14 protein-coding genes and 3 tRNA genes are annotated in these 18,792 nt (G+C 56.6%); 13 read left to right on the top strand and 4 right to left on the bottom strand.

Annotated elements, in window-relative coordinates; all coding sequences use genetic code 11:
* The first annotated feature begins 17 nt into the window (after window positions 1–17).
* Window positions 18–1,517: a glutamate/gamma-aminobutyrate family transporter YjeM gene (gene yjeM, locus O1722_RS21115; protein WP_015572460.1), complete on the top strand. Its 1,500-nt coding sequence runs from the start codon at window positions 18–20 to the stop codon at window positions 1,515–1,517.
* A gap of 36 nt (window positions 1,518–1,553) precedes the next feature.
* Here the strand turns inward: yjeM and mscM are convergent, their stop codons facing one another.
* The 3 genes from mscM to rsgA all read right to left on the bottom strand — a co-directional run bounded on the left by mscM (window position 1,554) and on the right by rsgA (window position 7,016).
* Complete coding sequence (gene mscM / locus O1722_RS21110) at window positions 1,554–4,877, bottom strand: miniconductance mechanosensitive channel MscM (RefSeq protein WP_017694680.1); 3,324 nt, start codon at window positions 4,875–4,877, stop codon at window positions 1,554–1,556.
* Window positions 4,878–4,896: 19 nt separating this feature from the next.
* Window positions 4,897–5,865, bottom strand: a complete 969-nt coding sequence (gene asd / locus O1722_RS21105; protein ID WP_026080660.1) for an archaetidylserine decarboxylase — start codon at window positions 5,863–5,865, stop codon at window positions 4,897–4,899.
* 98 nt (window positions 5,866–5,963) lie between these two features.
* Window positions 5,964–7,016, bottom strand: a complete 1,053-nt coding sequence (gene rsgA / locus O1722_RS21100; protein WP_003855964.1) for a small ribosomal subunit biogenesis GTPase RsgA — start codon at window positions 7,014–7,016, stop codon at window positions 5,964–5,966.
* Window positions 7,017–7,123: 107 nt separating this feature from the next.
* Between rsgA and orn the strand changes: the two genes are divergently transcribed.
* The 4 genes from orn to O1722_RS21080 all read left to right on the top strand — a co-directional run bounded on the left by orn (window position 7,124) and on the right by O1722_RS21080 (window position 8,183).
* Complete coding sequence (gene orn, locus O1722_RS21095; protein ID WP_015572462.1) at window positions 7,124–7,669, top strand: oligoribonuclease; 546 nt, start codon at window positions 7,124–7,126, stop codon at window positions 7,667–7,669.
* Window positions 7,670–7,865: 196 nt separating this feature from the next.
* Window positions 7,866–7,941, top strand: a tRNA-Gly gene (locus O1722_RS21090).
* Window positions 7,942–7,986: 45 nt separating this feature from the next.
* Window positions 7,987–8,062, top strand: a tRNA-Gly gene (locus tag O1722_RS21085).
* Window positions 8,063–8,107: 45 nt separating this feature from the next.
* Window positions 8,108–8,183: transfer RNA gene (locus tag O1722_RS21080), tRNA-Gly, on the top strand.
* Between the two features lie 270 nt (window positions 8,184–8,453).
* On the opposite strand, the gene queG is transcribed toward O1722_RS21080, so the two are convergent.
* The gene (gene queG, locus O1722_RS21075; protein ID WP_015572463.1) at window positions 8,454–9,593 is read right to left on the bottom strand and encodes a tRNA epoxyqueuosine(34) reductase QueG; all 1,140 of its coding nucleotides are present in this window, start codon (window positions 9,591–9,593) and stop codon (window positions 8,454–8,456) included.
* On the opposite strand from queG, the gene nnr reads away from it, so the two are divergent.
* The 8 genes from nnr to hflK all read left to right on the top strand — a co-directional run bounded on the left by nnr (window position 9,592) and on the right by hflK (window position 18,791).
* A complete protein-coding gene (gene nnr, locus O1722_RS21070; RefSeq protein ID WP_033487871.1) occupies window positions 9,592–11,115 on the top strand; it encodes a bifunctional ADP-dependent NAD(P)H-hydrate dehydratase/NAD(P)H-hydrate epimerase in 1,524 nt (507 codons plus the stop codon). The two genes, queG and nnr, sit on opposite strands and share 2 nt — an antisense overlap.
* Window positions 11,108–11,569 (top strand): tRNA (adenosine(37)-N6)-threonylcarbamoyltransferase complex ATPase subunit type 1 TsaE, encoded by a 462-nt coding sequence (tsaE, locus tag O1722_RS21065; protein ID WP_003855970.1) that lies wholly within the window; start codon window positions 11,108–11,110, stop codon window positions 11,567–11,569. Before nnr ends, tsaE begins: the two co-directional genes overlap by 8 nt.
* Window positions 11,570–11,585: 16 nt before the next feature.
* A complete protein-coding gene (amiB, locus tag O1722_RS21060; protein WP_033487872.1) occupies window positions 11,586–12,926 on the top strand; it encodes an N-acetylmuramoyl-L-alanine amidase AmiB in 1,341 nt (446 codons plus the stop codon).
* A 9-nt stretch (window positions 12,927–12,935) separates the two neighbouring features.
* Entirely contained in the window at window positions 12,936–14,780 is a 1,845-nt protein-coding gene (mutL, locus tag O1722_RS21055; RefSeq protein WP_033487873.1) for a DNA mismatch repair endonuclease MutL, read from the top strand.
* The gene (gene miaA, locus O1722_RS21050; protein ID WP_017383956.1) at window positions 14,773–15,723 is read left to right on the top strand and encodes a tRNA (adenosine(37)-N6)-dimethylallyltransferase MiaA; all 951 of its coding nucleotides are present in this window, start codon (window positions 14,773–14,775) and stop codon (window positions 15,721–15,723) included. Before mutL ends, miaA begins: the two co-directional genes overlap by 8 nt.
* Before the next feature lie 85 nt (window positions 15,724–15,808).
* Window positions 15,809–16,120 carry an RNA chaperone Hfq gene (gene hfq / locus O1722_RS21045; RefSeq protein WP_003855990.1) on the top strand — a complete coding sequence of 104 codons (312 nt, stop codon included), beginning with the start codon at window positions 15,809–15,811 and terminating at the stop codon, window positions 16,118–16,120.
* A 74-nt stretch (window positions 16,121–16,194) separates the two neighbouring features.
* The gene (gene hflX / locus O1722_RS21040) at window positions 16,195–17,475 is read left to right on the top strand and encodes a ribosome rescue GTPase HflX (protein ID WP_003855991.1); all 1,281 of its coding nucleotides are present in this window, start codon (window positions 16,195–16,197) and stop codon (window positions 17,473–17,475) included.
* A 56-nt stretch (window positions 17,476–17,531) separates the two neighbouring features.
* Window positions 17,532–18,791, top strand: a complete 1,260-nt coding sequence (gene hflK / locus O1722_RS21035; RefSeq protein ID WP_003855992.1) for an FtsH protease activity modulator HflK — start codon at window positions 17,532–17,534, stop codon at window positions 18,789–18,791.
* The last annotated feature ends 1 nt before the right edge of the window (window position 18,792 follow it).

The raw sequence follows: 18,792 nt of genomic DNA, 5'->3' as shown, positions 1-18,792 counted from the left end.
CCGTTTCGGATGGTTATATGTCTCACTCACTCAAAAAAATGACCCTTACCGGGCTCATTCTGATGATTTTTACGTCAGTCTTTGGCTTTGCCAATAGCCCGTCCGCGTTTTATCTGATGGGCTACAGCGCGACGCCGTTTTATATCGTTTCCGCTCTGTTCTTCTTTATCCCGTTTGCGCTGATGATGGCGGAGATGGGCTCGGCGTACCGGAAAGAAGAGGGCGGCATCTATTCGTGGATGAACAACAGCGTCGGTCCGCGTTACGCGTTTATCGGTACGTTCATGTGGTTTTCATCCTACGTCGTCTGGATGGTCAGCACGGCGGCCAAGGTTTGGGTGCCGTTCTCAACGTTTCTCTTCGGTGCGGATAAAACGCAGGTCTGGTCTCTGGCGGGGCTGAGCTCCACGCAGGTGGTCGGTATTCTGGCAGTGTGCTGGATGGTGGTGGTCACCCTGGTGGCCTCGAAAGGCATCAACAAAATTGCCCGTATCACTGCCGTTGGCGGTATTTCCGTGATGTGCCTGAACCTGGTGCTGCTGCTGGTCAGCATCGCCATTCTGTGCCTGAACGGCGGGCATTTCGCACAGGAAGTCAACTTCGTTTCATCGCCTAATCCGGGTTACCAGTCCGGGCTGGCCATGCTCTCCTTCGTGGTGTTTGCCATCTTTGCTTACGGTGGAATTGAAGCCGTGGGCGGGCTGGTCGACAAAACCGAAAATCCGGAAAAGAACTTCGCTAAAGGCATTATCTTTGCCGCCATCGTCATTTCCATTGGCTACTCACTGGCGATTTTCCTCTGGGGCGTCAGCACCAACTGGCAGCAGATGTTAAGTAATAACACCACCAACCTCGGCAACATTACCTACGTGCTGATGAAAAGCCTGGGGGTGACGCTGGGCAACGCCATGGATCTCGCGCCGGAAACGTCGGCCACCCTGGGGATCTGGTTTGCGCGGATTACTGGCTTGTCGATGTTCCTCGCCTATACTGGCGCATTCTTCACGCTGATCTACTCGCCGCTGAAAGCGATTATTCAGGGGACGCCAAAGGCGCTGTGGCCCGCACGTATGACGCAGCTGAACGCTGCCGGTATGCCTGCCAACGCGATGTGGATGCAGTGCCTGCTGGTGTGCGTGTTCATTCTGCTGGTGTCCTTCGGCGGTGATACCGCGTCGGCGTTCTATAACAAGCTGACCCTGATGGCGAACGTATCGATGACGCTTCCGTATCTGTTCCTGACCCTGGCGTTCCCGTTCTTTAAGGCGAAGCGGGATCTGGAGCGGCCGTTTGTGATCTTCAAAACCCGCGCGGCGACGCTGCTGGCGACCACTGTTGTGGTGCTGGTCGTCGCGTTCGCCAACATCTTTACCGTCATTCAGCCTGTGGTTGAGGCAAATGACTGGAACAGCACGCTGTGGATGGTTGGCGGACCGATCTTCTTCTCGCTGCTGGCAATGGGGATTTATGAGCATTACCGTCGTCGCTCGACGGCCTGTGTAGCAGAAGTGGCGTAAAGGATTGACCCCCTCCCGACGGGGAGGGGGAAAGGATTACAAACTTCCCGCCGGGCGCGTACGCGCCGCTGACGTCAACGTTCTTCCCGTCTTACGTCCGTCCAGCGTTTCCAGACGCATCTGGAACGGTGGGAACGGCATATCAATACCGTGCTCGCGGAAGCCAGCCAGAATCAACTGGTGGATCTCATGGCGCAGCGGCATACGGTGTCCCATCTCGGCGGCGTAGATACGCAGCTCGAAAATCTGGATCCCCTGCTGCAAATCAACCAGGAACACTTCCGGCGGCGGGTTGTCGATTACCAGCGAACAGCGTTCAGCAGCCGTATACAGGATCTGCGTCACCTCTTCGCTGTTGGCATCCGACGGAGCGGGTACGGTCAGCACCACACGCGTGACGGAGTCGGACAGCGACCAGTTGATAAACTGCTCGGTGATAAACGCCTTGTTCGGGACGATGATCTCTTTACGGTCCCAGTCGCTGATGGTGGTGGCGCGGGTGTTGATCCTGGTGACGCTGCCGGTGAGATCGCGGATGGTCACCGTATCGCCAATTCGAATCGGCTTTTCAAACAGAATGATCAGACCAGAGACGAAGTTGGCAAAAATCTCCTGTAAACCAAAACCCAGGCCTACGGTCAGGGCGGCAACCAGCCATTGCAGTTTTGACCATTCGATACCAATCATCGAGAAGCCAACCAGCCCACCAAACAGCATGATTAAATACTTGGTGATGGTGGTGATCGCATAGCCCGTGCCGGGGGTTAAATCCAGATGCTGCAACAGCGCCAGCTCCAGCAGGGCAGGGAAGTTACGGATCAGCTGCGTGGTGATGATCAGCACCAGAATCGCAATCAGCACGGCCCCTAAGGTGATGGGCTCCAGGCTTTCGACCCCCTGCACCGTGGACGTCACATCCCATAAAGAGATGTTCTCCAGGAAGCCAAACGCGGAGTGGATTTCCGACCACAGGAAGATCACCGACAGCAGGGCAACCAGCATCAGAATTGAGCGTACCAGCCGCAGGGACTGGGTACTGATCGCATCCAGATCCAGTTCGACGTCATCGGCGTCTGTGGTCCCTTCGGTGCTGTTGACGTGGTTCGGCTCTTCTTCACCCCGCGCGCGCTGGGCCAGAATTTCTGCGCGACGGTGTTTGGCACGGTCAAACGCCAGACGACGACGCTGGATCAGCATGCCGCGGCGAATAACATGGTAGACCACCAGCAGCAGGAACCAGATAGCCACCGACGTTTCTAGTCGGGCGAGCAGCGCCTGCGCCGTGGCGAGATAACCGACCGCTGCCGCCAGCATCGCCGCCAGCGGCGCGCTGAGCAGCAGGTTCCACAGCAGACGGTTAAACATGTTATCGCCACTGCCGGTCTTGTCGAGATAGAGCGGGATCCCGGCGCGTTTCAGGCTGAGCGTCACTACCGCTAACGCCCCGCAGATCAGCATAAAGCACAGCCGTCCCAGCGAGCCGGAGAACTCCCGGTCATTGAGATTATCGAACATGATCAACGCCATAATCAGCGGCACAATCAGCCCGATACTCATCAGGTAGTAACGCATCGCCCGCGCAACGCGATTACGCGGCCAGCCAAAGTGAGCGATGAACAGACCATTTGGCCGCGCAAACGTGGCGCAAATCATCACCACCCACAGCAGCGGAACGGTGGCGGTCACGCCATCGCCAATCGCGACGGCAAGCGGGTAGGGCCAGGCTTCACGCAGGCCGTATCCGAGCGTCATCCACAGCACCGGCAGCGGAGACGCGACCAGAATTGACCAGAACACAGTACGCAACGTCAGCCAGAAGTGATCCTGGGTTACTTTTCCCACTCGGGCGCTGGAGCGCTCAAGGAAACGGGTGAAGTGACGACGGGAATAAATACTGAAGCCCACCAGAATCAGCGCCCCCAGCAGCGGGAAGATGGTCTCCTTGCTGGTTATCATCATTACGCTGGCGAGGCCCAGCTGGCTGAAGGTGTCCAGCGAAATGAGGCGGCGCAGATCCTGCACAATCTCAATCGGCCAGGCGAAGGTCATCGGCCGCACGTCGGACGTCCAGAAAAGGTAACGGTGCGTGGCTTCGTTGACCTCTTTCAGCGCATCCTCCAGCTGGCTATTCGAGACTTTCAGCTTAGTCAGCTCAAGGATCAGCGTATCGCCTCCCTGCAACAGGGAATTGAGCAGTTCGCGTTGGGTGCGCAGCTGCGCTTCCAGAATACGACTTTGCTCGCCGGTGAGCGGCTGTCCGTCAGCCTGACGGATCTGGCGGATTTGCGGCTGCTTGTTGAGGAGATCTTCATAATGAAGACGCTGAACGCGCAGCTGCGCCATCTCCGTATCAAGCTGCTGCGGTTTTGGCATCTCTGGCAGACGAGCCACCTGGGCGCGTAACGCTTCGCCCAACAGGTTAGACGAGCCAAGCCACTGGGACTGTTCACGCAGCGTGTTGAGCGCCTGACGAACCTGGAGGGTTTGATTGGTGGCCTGACGCTGCTGCGAGGCCACCAAATCCATGCGCTGCGCCTGCTGATTCAGCGCGGCAGAAAGCTCGCGGTTAACCTTAAACTGGGCGACGATGCTGTCGGGCAGGTTAGCACTGTTTTCGGCCAGTAACTCGGTGCTTTCCAGCGCACGTTCAGCTTCACGCTGACGCTGGCTGTTGAGTTGATTTCTCAGCGCCTGGAGATATGCATCCAGCTGCTGGCTCTGCTTCTGCGCCAGCTCGGAACGCATCCGCGACAGTTCCTGGCGGTTGTTAGCGGAAAGCTGCGCCAGCTCCAGTTCATCAACCAGCGCTTTTAGTCTGGCGGATTCCGCCTGCAACCCAAGATTTTGCGCCTGATTCTGCGGTGTGCTGCCTGTCTGCGTCCCGATGCGACGTTCCACCTCATTTAACTGACGGCGGGCATCGGTTTGCTGCTGTGGAAGCTGGCTGAGGGAATCGGCAATTTCACGCGCCCGTTCCTGCTCCTGCTGCGCCAGACGGCTTTTTTCCAGCAGTTGGCTGCTGACTTGCAGGATCTCCTGATTCAGCGCCTCGGACGTCATCCCCGCGGGGACCTGGCGTGGTTCATCGCGCAGGTTGTTTAGCTGCGAGCGCAGGGTCTGAGAGAGTTTGGGGAAGTTGTCGATAACCTGCTGGTACTGCTGCGCGCGCTCAAGGGAACCCTTTCGTTCCTCAAGCGCGTTCAGTGCAGACTGGAGCGACTCAACGGTCTCCGGCTGAGCGGGTTTCGCCGCTTTTGCCTGCTCCAGCTCCTGGGTTATCTGTTTGGCGTCGGGGGCCGTCGCTGCGTACGCCCCCATGCTGAGGCACCAGGCCATCAGTAATACGATAATCGGGCGCACGTCAGCGATCCTTCTGTTGTTAGCCTTCGTCTTTTTTGTCGTCAACCAGCGGGCTGGCGTCGTGCTCGGCTTTGATCTCTTCTTCCGGCAACGGGGCAGGCGCAACCTCTGGCGTCACAAAGACCTCCGTCGATACTGCCAGAGGCTGGCCGAGTTTGGTCACGGACAGGCTTTCCAGCTCGTCGACCAGGTTAACTTTGCCCGGTGCGAACAGGTTGATGACCGTTGAGCCCAGCTTGAAGCGACCCATTTCCTGACCTTTCAGCAGGGCCACAGAACCTTCTTCTTCGCCGGCAGGCCAGGTCCAGCGCTTGATCACGCCTTCGCGCGGCGGCGTAATGGTGCCCGCCCAGACGGTTTCGATGCTGCCTACAATGGTAGCACCCACCAGAATCTGCGCCATTGGGCCAAATTCAGTATCAAACAGGCAGATGACGCGCTCGTTACGGGCAAACAGGTTAGGAACGTTTTGCGCCGTCAGGTGGTTTACGGAGAACAGATCCCCCGGCACGTAGATCATCTCGCGCAGAATACCATTACACGGCATATGCACGCGGTGGTAGTCGCGTGGGGAGAGATAGGTGGTCGCGAAAGTCCCGTTACGGAACAGATCGGCCATTATGTAGTTACCGGCCAGCAGCGCTTCAAGGCTGTAGTTATGGCCTTTCGCCTGCAAAATTTTGTCGTCTTCAATTTTACCCAGCTGGCTGATCACGCCGTCCGCTGGCATCACCAGCACGTTCGGGTCGGTATTCAGCGGGCGCACTTCGTCGCGCAGCGGACGCACAAAAAATTCGTTGAAGGTGCGGTAGCTTGCCGTATCCGGCTTCTGCGCTTCTTTCATGTCGACCTTGTAGTATTTCACGAACAGGTCGATGACCAGTTTGGTCAGCCAGCCCGCTCGTTTGCTCGCGCCCCAGCCCGCCAGGCGAGTGAGCCACAGTTTCGGCAGAATGTATTGAAGCGAAAGTTTAAATGAGTTTAACAAGGTAGCCTCCAGGCCATTGTTTTGTCGTTCCTGATCCGGCATTACGCTGCCGGAACCTGAAAAAAAGGGGACGATTTTAGCGACGCTTAGCTTAGTTGTCAGTTATCAGAATCAGAAAAGTTTTTACGCGTTTTTACCTGGTCCATGCTTTCGAGAATACGGTGGTAATTTTCGAAACGGGTTTCCGCAATTTCTCCGTTCTCTACCGCTTCGCGGATAGCGCAGCCCGGATCGTTGTCATGTTTACAGTCGCGGTATTTGCAAGCGCCTAAATAGTCATGGAATTCGACAAATCCGTTAAAGATTTGTTCCGGCTCGAGGTGCCAGAGACCAAATTCACGCACGCCCGGGGAGTCAATCACATCGCCACCGTGCGGGAAGTGATAGAGACGTGAGGCAGTGGTGGTGTGCTGGCCCAGGCCCGAGACGTCAGACACATCGTTGGTCAGGATCTCCTGCTGAAGGCCGAGCAGGTTGTTAAGCAGGCTCGATTTACCTACGCCGGACTGCCCCGCAAAGATGCTGATGCGGTCGGTCAGCGCATCTTCTAACGGCTTCAGGCCATCTTTGGTGCGGCTGGAAACCATCAACACTCGATAGCCAATGTTGCGGTAAATATCCATCTGCTCATTTACAAAGGCCATGGCCTCGTCATCCAGCAGATCGATTTTATTCAGCACGATGAGCGGCTCAACCTGTAGCGTTTCGCAGGCCACCAGATAACGGTCAATAATATTGAGCGAAAGCTCAGGCAAAATCGCCGAAACGATCACGATCTGGTTAATGTTGGCGGCAATGGGCTTCACGCCGTCGTAGAAATCCGGACGGGTCAGAACCGACGTGCGTTCGTGCACGGCTTCAACGATGCCTTTAACCGTTACCCCTTCCGCCGCCTCTTTACCTGGACGCCAGACCACGCGGTCACCGGTCACCAGGGAACGGATGGTGCGACGGATATTGCAACGGTGGATATCCCCGTCGGCGGATTCGACATCGGCGTGCATGCCGAAGCGGCTAATCACAACGCCTTCTGTCGCTTCGCCAAACAGGTTGTCGTCGTAATCGGGCTTCTCCGTAGTGGTTTTAAGACGGCGCTGGTGATTTGCATTCACGCGGCGCTGCTGCCCTTTGGAGAGTTTATTTTTACTCAATCGCGCTGGCTCCTGGTCGCCCGTAGCGGGCAAAACCTCTATGATACACTCTAATTAATACTAGTTAACCTGCTACTGCCGGTTATGCGAGAAGGGTGGAAAATAACATGAGCGCGGACGAAAACAACCTGATTTGGATCGATCTGGAGATGACCGGCCTGGATCCCGAGCGCGATCGCATTATTGAGATCGCCACACTGGTCACCGATGCCAATCTCAATATTCTGGCGGAAGGCCCAACGATTGCCGTGCACCAGTCCGATGACCAGCTTGCGCTGATGGATGAGTGGAACGTGCGTACTCATACCGGCAGCGGGCTGGTAGAACGCGTGAAGGCCAGCTCCCTGGGCGACCGCGAAGCGGAGCTGGCGACGCTTGAATTTCTGAAGCAGTGGGTGCCGGCAGGAAAATCGCCTATCTGTGGCAACAGCATTGGTCAGGATCGTCGTTTCCTGTTTAAGTACATGCCGGAGCTGGAGTCCTACTTCCACTACCGCTATCTGGATGTGAGCACCCTGAAAGAGCTGGCCCGCCGCTGGAAACCGGAAATTCTCGACGGCTTTACAAAGCAGGGGACGCACCAGGCGATGGACGACATCCGTGAGTCTGTTGCGGAGCTGGCGTACTATCGCGAAAACTTTATTAAGCTCTGATTTTGCGATCCGGCGCCTTGCGTGGCCGGGTTTTTGTCGCTAAATTGTTCAGCTTGCCGATTAAATAAGCACTTGAACTGAATTTCAAAAAAATCGCTTTGAGGGGGGTTGCAGCTAAACGGATTTCTCGTATAATGCGCCTCCCGTAACGACAGAGAATTACACGTTACGACAGCAACAAAAGCAGTACAGATTTGCGGGAATAGCTCAGTTGGTAGAGCACGACCTTGCCAAGGTCGGGGTCGCGAGTTCGAGTCTCGTTTCCCGCTCCAAAATTTGAAAAGTATCGCAAGGTACGCCAGCACCAGAACACCCAAGCGGGAATAGCTCAGTTGGTAGAGCACGACCTTGCCAAGGTCGGGGTCGCGAGTTCGAGTCTCGTTTCCCGCTCCAAAATTTGAAAGTATCGCAAGATACGCATAGCACCAGAACACCCAAGCGGGAATAGCTCAGTTGGTAGAGCACGACCTTGCCAAGGTCGGGGTCGCGAGTTCGAGTCTCGTTTCCCGCTCCAAATTCTTCTTCATCTTCAGATTATCCACAGCGAAGTGCTTCGTTGGGGACGTTTTCTATTATGTCTGAAATACTCTTGTGAACAGAGTTATCCACAGAAACCGTGATAAAACCAGTCTGTACGAAATGTTAGCAGGGTGAATAATATCTTCGTAATTCATTGTAATTTATGAGGAAAATTTGATTTCAAAATGTTATTGAGATCACTTGACCTGTTTGCCAGAGCTGATGGCGCCTGAATTCTTATTTTTATTCACAGCCTGTGAATATATCACACATCCCGCGGCAGCCCTTTTTCAATCACCCTGACCAGGCGCTGTTTCTTCGGTAACTGCACTTCAACCACGCCGGCATTTCGCTTCTCAATTTGCTGCGCAATCGCCCATTCTATGTGCTCATCAAGAAGTGGGTGCTCACCTCTACGGCTTTCGAGCGCCTGAAGATTTGCTTCATCCCACGGGGCATTCCCCAGCGCAACGGCCACATTACGCAGCCAGCGCAGGTGGCCGATACGACGTATGGCGGAACCCTCCGTCACCTTCAGGAACCAGGCTTCGCTCCAGGCGAACAGTTCGATCAACTGCGGGGCATGTAACGCCTTGCGCGGACTGAAGTCTTCTTCGTCCGTCAACTGTGAATAACGGTTCCACGGACAAATCAGCTGACAGTCATCACAGCCGTAGATGCGGTTGCCGATAAGCGGACGAAATTCCTCTGGAATGGCGCCTTCCAGCTCGATAGTGAGATAAGAGATACAGCGGCGCGCATCAACGGTATACGGTTCGACAATAGCGCCCGTTGGGCAGATGGTCATACAGGCCACACAGCGACCACAGCCTTCTTCCACCGGACCGTCTACCGGCAGGGGTAAATCAATCAGCAGTTCACCCAGGAAAAAGAATGAGCCCGCGTCGCGGCTTAAGATAAGTGAGTGCTTACCTGTCCAGCCGAGCCCGGCTTTTTCGGCGATCGGGCGCTCAAGAATAGGCGCAGAATCGACAAAGGGTCTAAAATTCAGCGAAACACAGTGCTGCTGAATGGTTTCCCCGAGCTTTTTTAGACGGTTGCGCAGAAGTTTATGGTAGTCACGTCCCAGAGCGTATCGGCTGACGTAACCCAGCGAAGGATTTTTTAGCGTGCGCGCAAAGGCCGCGTTAGCAGGCAGATAGTTCATGCGTACGCTAATAACGCGCAGCGTACCCGGCAACAGCTCGTGGGGGCGGGCACGCATCATACCGTGACGCGCCATCCACTCCATCTCGCCGTGGTATTGTTTATCCAGCCATGCCTGGAGCTTAGGCTCGCTGGCAGAGAGGTCGGTGTCAGTAATACCGACCTTCTGGAAGCCCAGTTCAGCACCCCACTGTTTTATTTTTTGCGCTAATTCATTGAGATCGAGGGGCTGTGACATGACGGACCATACTGTGAAGAAAAACCCCGCAAGTATACCACATTCCATCTGGCATGCGGATGACCTCCGTCGGGCCGAGAAAGAGGCCGCAGATAGCCTCGGCATTACCCTTTACGAACTGATGCAGCGCGCGGGCGAGGCGGCGTTTAACGTGGCGCGTACGGCTTATCCGGAGGCTTCGCACTATCTGATCCTGTGCGGACACGGCAATAACGGTGGCGATGGTTATGTGGTGGCTCGTCTTGCGGTGGCGGCGGGGCTGCGCGTCACCCTGCTGGCGCTGGAGAGCGACAAGCCGTTACCGGAAGAAGCGGGCATGGCGAGAGAGGCCTGGCTGAATGCGGGGGGCATTATTCATGCGCCTGATATCGTCTGGCCCGAGGATGTCGACGTGATTGTTGACGGTCTGCTGGGGACGGGACTGATGCGCGCGCCTCGCGATGACGTCGCCGCGCTGATTACGCGCGCTAATGCGCACCCCGCCCCGGTGGTAGCGCTGGATATTCCCTCCGGCCTGATGGCGCAAACCGGCGTGACGCCGGGCGTGTCGATTGAGGCGGCGCGCACCGTGACCTTTATCGCCCTGAAGCCGGGTTTACTGACCGGTAAAGCGCGGGATGTCGTGGGCACGTTACACCACAACGCCCTGGGGCTGGAAAACTGGCTGGCCGGACAGGATACCCACATCACCCGCTTTGATGCCTCCCTGCTTGCACAGTGGCTGCCGCCGCGCCGTCCCACGTCCCATAAGGGCGACCATGGCCGACTGCTGATTATCGGCGGCGATCGCGGCACGGCAGGTGCGATTCGTATGACCGGAGAGGCCGCGTTGCGCAGCGGCGCCGGATTAATACGCGTGCTGACCCGCAGCGAAAACATCCAGCCCATTATTACCGCGCGGCCGGAGCTGATGGTCCACGAGCTTACCCCGCAGGCGATTGAAGAGGGTCTTGAGTGGGCGGACGTGGTGGTCATTGGTCCGGGCCTGGGTCAGCAGGAGTGGGGTAAACAGGCCCTGCAAAAGGCCGAGAATTTTCGTAAACCGATGCTCTGGGATGCCGACGCGCTTAACCTTCTGGCAATAAACCCGGATAAGCGTCACAATCGCATTCTGACGCCGCACCCCGGCGAAGCCGCACGGCTGCTTAACTGTAGCGTGGCAGAAATTGAAAGCGATCGCTTACTTTCAGCCCAACGTCTGGTAAAACGTTACGGAGGTGTTGTCGTTTTGAAAGGGGCGGGGACCGTTATCGCCAGCGATGATGCGATGGGCATCGTTGATGCCGGTAATGCAGGCATGGCGAGCGGCGGCATGGGCGATGTGCTCTCTGGCATCATTGGCGCATTGCTCGGACAGAAACTTCCCCTTTATGATGCAGCCTGTGCGGGCTGCGTGGCCCACGGTGCGGCGGCTGACAGGCTGGCTGCTCGTTACGGAACGCGCGGAATGCTGGCCACCGATCTTTTTTGCACGCTGCGGCGTGTTGTTAACCCGGATGTGATTGACGTAGAAAATGACTAATCGAGCGATTCCTTTACCTGATGAACAAGCCACTTTAGATCTCGGCAAGCGCGTGGCGCAGGCCTGTCAGGGGGCGACCGTCATTTATCTGTATGGTGATTTAGGCGCGGGCAAAACAACCTTCAGCCGTGGCTTTTTGCAGGCGTTAGGCCATAACGGGAACGTAAAAAGCCCGACCTACACGCTGGTAGAACCGTACACGCTTGAAAATATCATGGTGTACCACTTTGATTTATATCGTCTTGCGGATCCTGAGGAGCTGGAATTTATGGGGATCCGCGATTACTTTGCCAACGACGCCATCTGCCTGGTGGAGTGGCCGCAACAAGGTGCGGGTGTGCTGCCTGACCCGGATGTCGAAATTCACTTAGATTACCAGGCACAAGGGCGTGAGGCGCGCATCAGTGCGGTTTCCTCATCAGGCTGTTCCTTACTGGCGCGTTTAGCCGGTTGAGCGTAGGGATAACGGGATGATTAATCGCGTTAAAGGTTGGGTGCTGGCTGCCACGGTCCTGCTGTGCGCGCAGGCCGGGGCGGCCAGCCTCTCGGATATTCAGGTGTCGAATGGCGATAGCCAGGCCCGCATTACGTTCAGCTTTATGGGCGATCCTGAATATGCTTTCTCACAAATCGACAGCCGCAGCGTGGCGCTCGATATTAAACAGACCGGGGTGATCCAGGGGCTGCCGCTCCAGTTCAGCGGCAACAATCTGGTGAAAAGCATCCGTTCGGGAACGCCGAAGGATGCGCAGTCTCTGCGTCTGGTGGTCGATCTCACCGAAAAGGGCAAAACGAAGGCGGTTAAGCAGCAAAACGGCGCCAATTATACGGTGGTCTTTACCATTAATGCTGATGTTCCGCCGCCGCCACCGCCTGCACCTGTTGTAGCAAAACGCGTGGAAGCGCCGGTTTATACTTCAAGGCCGTCTGAGCCAGCCCGTAATCCGTTTAAATCACAAAATGACCGACTTACCGCCGTGACCAGCAGCAACACGGTGACGCGTCCGGCGGTCAGCGCGCGGCGTACGCCGGTCAGTGGCGACAAAGTGATTATCGCCATCGACGCCGGACACGGCGGGCAAGATCCTGGCGCGATTGGCCCGGGCGGCACGCGGGAGAAAAACGTCACTATCGCCATTGCCCGTAAGCTGCGTGCGCTTCTGAATGACGATCCGATGTTTAAAGGGGTCATGACCCGCGACGGAGATTACTTTATTTCAGTGATGGGACGCTCGGATGTGGCGCGTAAGCAAAACGCCAACTTCCTGGTGTCGATTCACGCGGATGCTGCGCCGAACCGTAACGCCACCGGCGCGTCGGTATGGGTGCTGTCGAACCGTCGCGCCAACAGTGAAATGGCGAACTGGCTTGAAGAGCACGAGAAGCAGTCTGAACTATTAGGCGGGGCAGGCGATGTGCTGGCAAACAGCCAGGCCGATCCGTATCTCAGCCAGGCGGTGCTGGATTTACAGTTCGGTCATTCTCAGCGCGTCGGGTATGATGTCGCCACTAACGTACTGAGCCAGCTGCAAAGCATTGGATCGCTGCATAAGCGTCGCCCTGAGCATGCAAGCCTCGGTGTCCTGCGTTCGCCGGATATTCCGTCGATTCTGGTAGAGACGGGCTTTATCAGTAACAACGGCGAAGAGCGCCTGTTGGGCAGCGACAGCTATCAGCAGCAAATTGCCGAAGCGATTTATAACGGTCTGCGTAAATACTTTGACGCGCATCCGCTTCAGTCTGCGCCGCAGGGCGGGGCCGCCCAGACGGCAAGCGCCGCGCTGCCGGGTGAGATGACCGCGACTAATTAAGGAGAGTTCATGCCGATTCAGGTTCTACCGCCGCAGCTCGCGAACCAAATCGCCGCCGGTGAGGTGGTGGAACGCCCTGCGTCGGTGGTGAAGGAACTGGTGGAAAACAGCCTCGATGCAGGGGCGACCCGCATTGATATTGATATTGAACGCGGGGGCGCAAAGCTTATCCGCATTCGTGATAACGGCTGTGGCATCAAAAAGGACGAGCTGGCGCTGGCGCTGGCGCGTCATGCCACCAGTAAAATTGCCTCACTTGACGATCTGGAAGCGATTATCAGCCTGGGTTTTCGCGGCGAAGCGCTGGCCAGTATCAGCTCCGTTTCCCGCTTAACGTTGACCTCCCGCACGGCCGACCAGCAGGAAGCCTGGCAGGCCTACGCCGAAGGGCGTGATATGGACGTCACGGTTAAACCTGCGGCGCACCCGGTAGGCACCACGCTTGAAGTGCTGGATCTCTTCTATAACACGCCCGCCCGGCGCAAGTTTATGCGAACCGAGAAGACCGAATTCGGACATATCGACGAGATCATCCGCCGCATCGCGCTGGCGCGCTTTGATGTCACCCTCAACCTCAGCCATAACGGTAAGGTGATGCGCCAGTACCGCGCAGTGGCGGAGGGTGGACAAAAGGAGCGTCGGTTGGGCGCCATCTGCGGCACACCGTTTCTGGAAAAAGCGCTGGCCATTGAGTGGCAGCATGGCGATCTGGCCCTGCGCGGCTGGGTTGCCGATCCGAACGCCAGCAGCGCCGCGTTCGCAGAAATCCAGTATTGCTACGTCAACGGCCGCATGATGCGCGACCGCCTGATTAACCACGCTATTCGACAGGCCTGCGAAGATAAGCTCGGCGCCGATCAACAACCCGCCTTTGTGCTTTATCTGGAGATCGACCCGCACCAGGTCGACGTTAACGTGCACCCCGCCAAGCACGAGGTGCGTTTCCACCAGTCGCGCCTGGTGCATGATTTCATCTACCAGGGCGTTGCCGCTGTATTGCAGCAGCAGGCAGAGCCAGAGTTGCCGCTGGCAAAAGAAGAGCCCGCGCCGCGCCCACTGCCGGAAAACCGCGTGGCGGCCGGGCGTAACCATTTTGCCGAACCGGCGGTCGCGCGCGAGCCGGCTGCTCCACGTTTATCCCCGGTGGGCAACGCGCCGCGACCAACCGGTGCCAACTATCCCAACGCCCAGCCGGGCTACCACAAACAGCAGGGGACGCTGTACCGCAAACTGCTGGATACGCCGGCGGTGGAGCATAAAGAGCACATCACGGTTTCAACCCCCTCTCTGGATGGGCATAGCCAGAGTTTTGGTCGGGTATTGACCATTATTGCTCCCGACATGGCGTTGCTTGAACGCGAAGGTAAACTGCTGTTGCTGGCGCTTTCCGTGGCGGAGCGCTGGCTCAAACAGGCGCAGTTAACCCCGGGGGTGAATGCCGCCTGCGCGCAGCCGCTGTTGATCCCCGTTCGCCTGAAAATATCCCCTGAAGAAACAGGGGTTTTGCGGCGCGTGCAGACGCAACTGGCCGAAATGGGGATTGAAATCGTACTGGACGCGCAGCATGTGACAATTCGCGCAGTGCCTTTACCCTTACGCCAACAAAATTTACAAAACTTGATTCCTGAACTGATAGGCTACCTGGCGCAGCAAACGACGTTTGATGCCGCCGATACCGCGCAGTGGATCGCCCGCCATTTGGCCAGCGAGCATGCACCGTGGAGTATGGCGCAGGCGATTACCGTTCTGGCGGAGGTGGAGCGCCTCTGTCCACAGCTGGTGAAAGCGCCTCCAGGTGGTTTGTTACAACCTGTTGATTTACAAACGGCGATGACCGCCCTGAAACATGACTGATGTAAGTAAGGCGAGCCTGCCAAAGGCGATTTTTTTAATGGGGCCAACGGCCTCCGGTAAAACGGCGTTAGCCATTGAGTTACGTAAAGTTTTGCCAGTAGAGTTGATTAGCGTTGATTCAGCCCTCATCTACCGAGGGATGGACATCGGCACGGCGAAGCCCAACGCAGACGAACTGCGTGCGGCACCGCACCGTTTACTGGATATTCTCGACCCGGCACAGGCTTACTCCGCGGCAGATTTTCGCCGCGACGCCTTAGCCGAGATGGCCGAGATTACCGCCGCGGGACGCATACCGCTGTTAGTTGGCGGCACGATGCTCTACTTTAAGGCGCTGCTGGAGGGGTTATCGCCTCTGCCATCGGCCGATCCGGAAGTGAGAGCGAAGATTGAGCGGCAGGCGGCAGAGCAGGGGTGGGACGCTTTGCACAGGCAACTGGAAGAGATTGATCCGGTTGCCGCAGCGCGGATCCACCCAAACGATCCGCAAAGGCTTTCCCGGGCACTGGAAGTTTTTTTCATTTCGGGTAAAACTTTAACGGAACTGACGCAAACGTCAGGAGACGCTCTGCCGTATCAGGTGCATCAGTTCGCCATCGCCCCGGCGAGCCGTGAACTGCTCCATCAACGAATTGAGCAGCGTTTTCATCAGATGTTGGCTTCAGATTTTGAAGCAGAAGTGCGGGCGCTTTTTGCCCGTGGAGATTTGCATACGGACATGCCTTCCATTCGTTGTGTGGGATACCGCCAGATGTGGTCGTATCTTGAAGGTGAGATTTCATACGATGAAATGGTTTATCGAGGTGTTTGCGCCACGAGACAGTTAGCGAAGCGCCAGATCACCTGGTTACGCGGTTGGGAGGGTGTTCACTGGTTAGACAGTGAAAAACCACAACAGGCGTTAAACGAAGTGATTGAGGTTATTGGTGATATCGCTGACTGAATGTGTACAATTAAGCCGTATCGTGCGCAATTTTTCAGAATCGCAAGGTTCTAAGTACAAAACAAGCATATAAGGAAAAGATAGAATGGCTAAGGGGCAATCTTTACAAGATCCGTTCCTGAACGCATTGCGTCGGGAGCGTGTTCCAGTTTCTATTTATTTGGTGAATGGTATTAAGCTGCAAGGTCAGATTGAGTCTTTCGATCAGTTCGTGATCCTGTTGAAAAACACGGTCAGCCAGATGGTCTATAAGCACGCGATTTCTACTGTTGTTCCGTCCCGTCCGGTATCTCATCACAGCAATAACGCTGGCGGCGGCACTGGCAGTAACTACCATCACGGCAGCAACGCGCAGGGTTCTTCAACACCAGCGCAGGACAGCGAAGAAACCGAATAAGGTTTTGGGCTGTTATCCACACGGGGAGCCAGGGATCCTGCGTTCCCCGCTGATCTTTTTAGAGAGGTTTACGCTTGTTTGACCGTTATGACGCCGGTGAGCAGGCGGTGCTGGTACACATCTATTTTTCGCAAGACAAAGATATGGAAGACCTCCAGGAGTTTGAATCTCTGGTCTCTTCCGCCGGTGTCGAAGCAATGCAGGTGATTACCGGTAGCCGTAAAGCGCCGCACCCGAAGTACTTTGTTGGTGAAGGTAAAGCAGTTGAAATTGCGGATGCCGTAAAAGCAACCGGCGCATCCGTTGTGCTGTTTGATCATGCGCTGTCTCCGGCTCAGGAACGTAACCTGGAAGCTCTCTGCGAATGCCGTGTAATCGATCGCACGGGGTTGATCTTAGATATTTTTGCTCAGCGTGCGCGTACCCACGAGGGTAAGTTGCAGGTTGAGCTGGCGCAGTTGCGCCATCTGGCGACGCGTCTGGTGCGTGGCTGGACACACCTTGAAAGACAAAAAGGCGGGATTGGTTTGCGCGGCCCGGGTGAAACCCAGCTCGAAACCGACCGCCGTTTGCTGCGTGGGCGTATAACCCAGATCCTTTCACGTCTGGAACGTGTAGAGAAACAGCGCGAACAGGGGCGTCGGGCGCGAACGAAAGCCGATATCCCAACGGTGTCGCTGGTGGGTTATACCAACGCCGGTAAATCCACCCTGTTTAACCAGATAACCGAGGCCCAGGTGTATGCCGCAGACCAGCTGTTTGCGACCCTGGACCCAACCCTGCGCCGTATTGACGTCGCAGACGTGGGTGAAACGGTGCTGGCGGATACCGTAGGGTTTATCCGCCATCTGCCGCACGATCTGGTCGCGGCGTTTAAAGCGACGTTGCAGGAGACGCGTCAGGCGACCCTGCTGCTGCATGTGATTGATGCGGCAGACGTACGCGTGCAGGAGAACATCGACGCGGTGAACGTGGTGCTCGAAGAGATCGACGCCCACGAAATTCCCACCCTGTTGGTGATGAACAAGATCGATATGCTGGACGATTTCGAACCGCGTATCGACCGAGACGAAGAGAACAAACCGATTCGGGTCTGGCTGTCTGCTCAGGCCGGGATTGGTGTGCCACTGCTTTTCCAGGCTTTGACAGAACGTCTTTCCGGTGAGGTAGCTCAGCACACGCTGCGACTGCCGCCACAGGAAGGCAGGCTGCGCAGCCGGTTTTATCAGCTTCAGGCGATAGAAAAAGAGTGGATGGAGGATGACGGCAGCGTGGGGATGCAGGTGCGTATGCCGATCGTTGACTGGCGTCGCCTCTGTAAACAAGAACCTGCGCTGGCGGACTATATCGTCTGATCAGAAAGGGGAAGCCTGAAAAATTCGCCCTTGCATAACAAATATGGAGCATATACATGGCGTGGAATCAGCCCGGTAATAACGGACAAGACCGCGACCCGTGGGGAAGCAGCAATAATCAAGGCGGCAACTCTGGGGGAAATGGCAACAAAGGTGGTCGCGAGCAGGGGCCGCCGGATCTGGATGATATCTTCCGCAAACTGAGCAAAAAGCTTGGTGGCCTTGGCGGAGGAAAAGGTTCTGGCTCGGGTGGCAATTCCACTCAGAGTCCGCGCCCGCCAATGGGTGGCCGCGTGGTGGGCATTGTCGCCGCTGCGGTGGTAATCATCTGGGCAGCCAGCGGGTTCTACACCATTAAAGAAGCAGAACGCGGCGTGGTCACCCGTTTCGGTAAGTTCAGCCATCTGGTTGAACCGGGCCTGAACTGGAAGCCGACCTTCATTGATGACGTGACCGCGGTTAACGTGGAGTCCGTCCGTGAACTGGCCGCCTCTGGCGTGATGTTGACCTCTGACGAGAACGTGGTGCGCGTTGAGATGAACGTGCAGTACCGCGTGACCGATCCGGAACGTTATCTGTTTAGCGTGACCAGCGCCGATGACAGCCTGCGTCAGGCAACCGACAGCGCCCTGCGTGGCGTGATCGGCAAATACACCATGGACCGTATCCTGACCGAAGGTCGTACCGTTATTCGTAGCGATACCCAGCGTGAGCTGGAAGAGACCATCCGTCCGTACAACATGGGTATCACCCTGCTGGACGTCAACTTCCAGGCTGCACGTCCGCCGGAAGAGGTGAAAGCCGCGTTTGACGATGCGATTGCCGCGCGTGAAAACGAACAGCAGTACATCCGTGAAGCGGAAGCGTACACCAACGAAGTTCAGCCGCGTGCAAACGGTCAGGCGCAGCGTATTCTGGAAGAAGCGCGTGCGTATAAGACCCAGACCATCCTGGAAGCACAGGGTGAAGTGGCTCGCTTTGCGAAGATCCTGCCGGAATATAAAGCCGCGCCGGAAATTACCCGTGAGCGTCTCTATATCGAGACCATGGAAAAAGTGCTGAGCCATACGCGTAAAGTGCTGGTTAACGACAACAAAGGCGGAAACCTGATGGTCCTGCCGCTGGATCAGATGCTGAAAGGCGGTTCTGCACCGGCAGCAAAAGACAACAGCGGTGCGAACAACCTGCTGCGTCTGCCACCGGCCTCGTCTGGCAGCGCCAGCGCGAACACAACGCCTTCTTCGAACGATGGTGACATTATGGACCAACGCCGTGCTAACGCGCAGCGTAACGACTACCAGCGTCAGGGGGAATAAG

This window comes from Enterobacter cloacae complex sp. HYC003_NIDB, assembly GCF_056673375.1.
The sequence above is the reverse complement of the archived record's forward strand: the minus strand, read 5'-3'. Positions and strand labels throughout refer to the sequence as shown.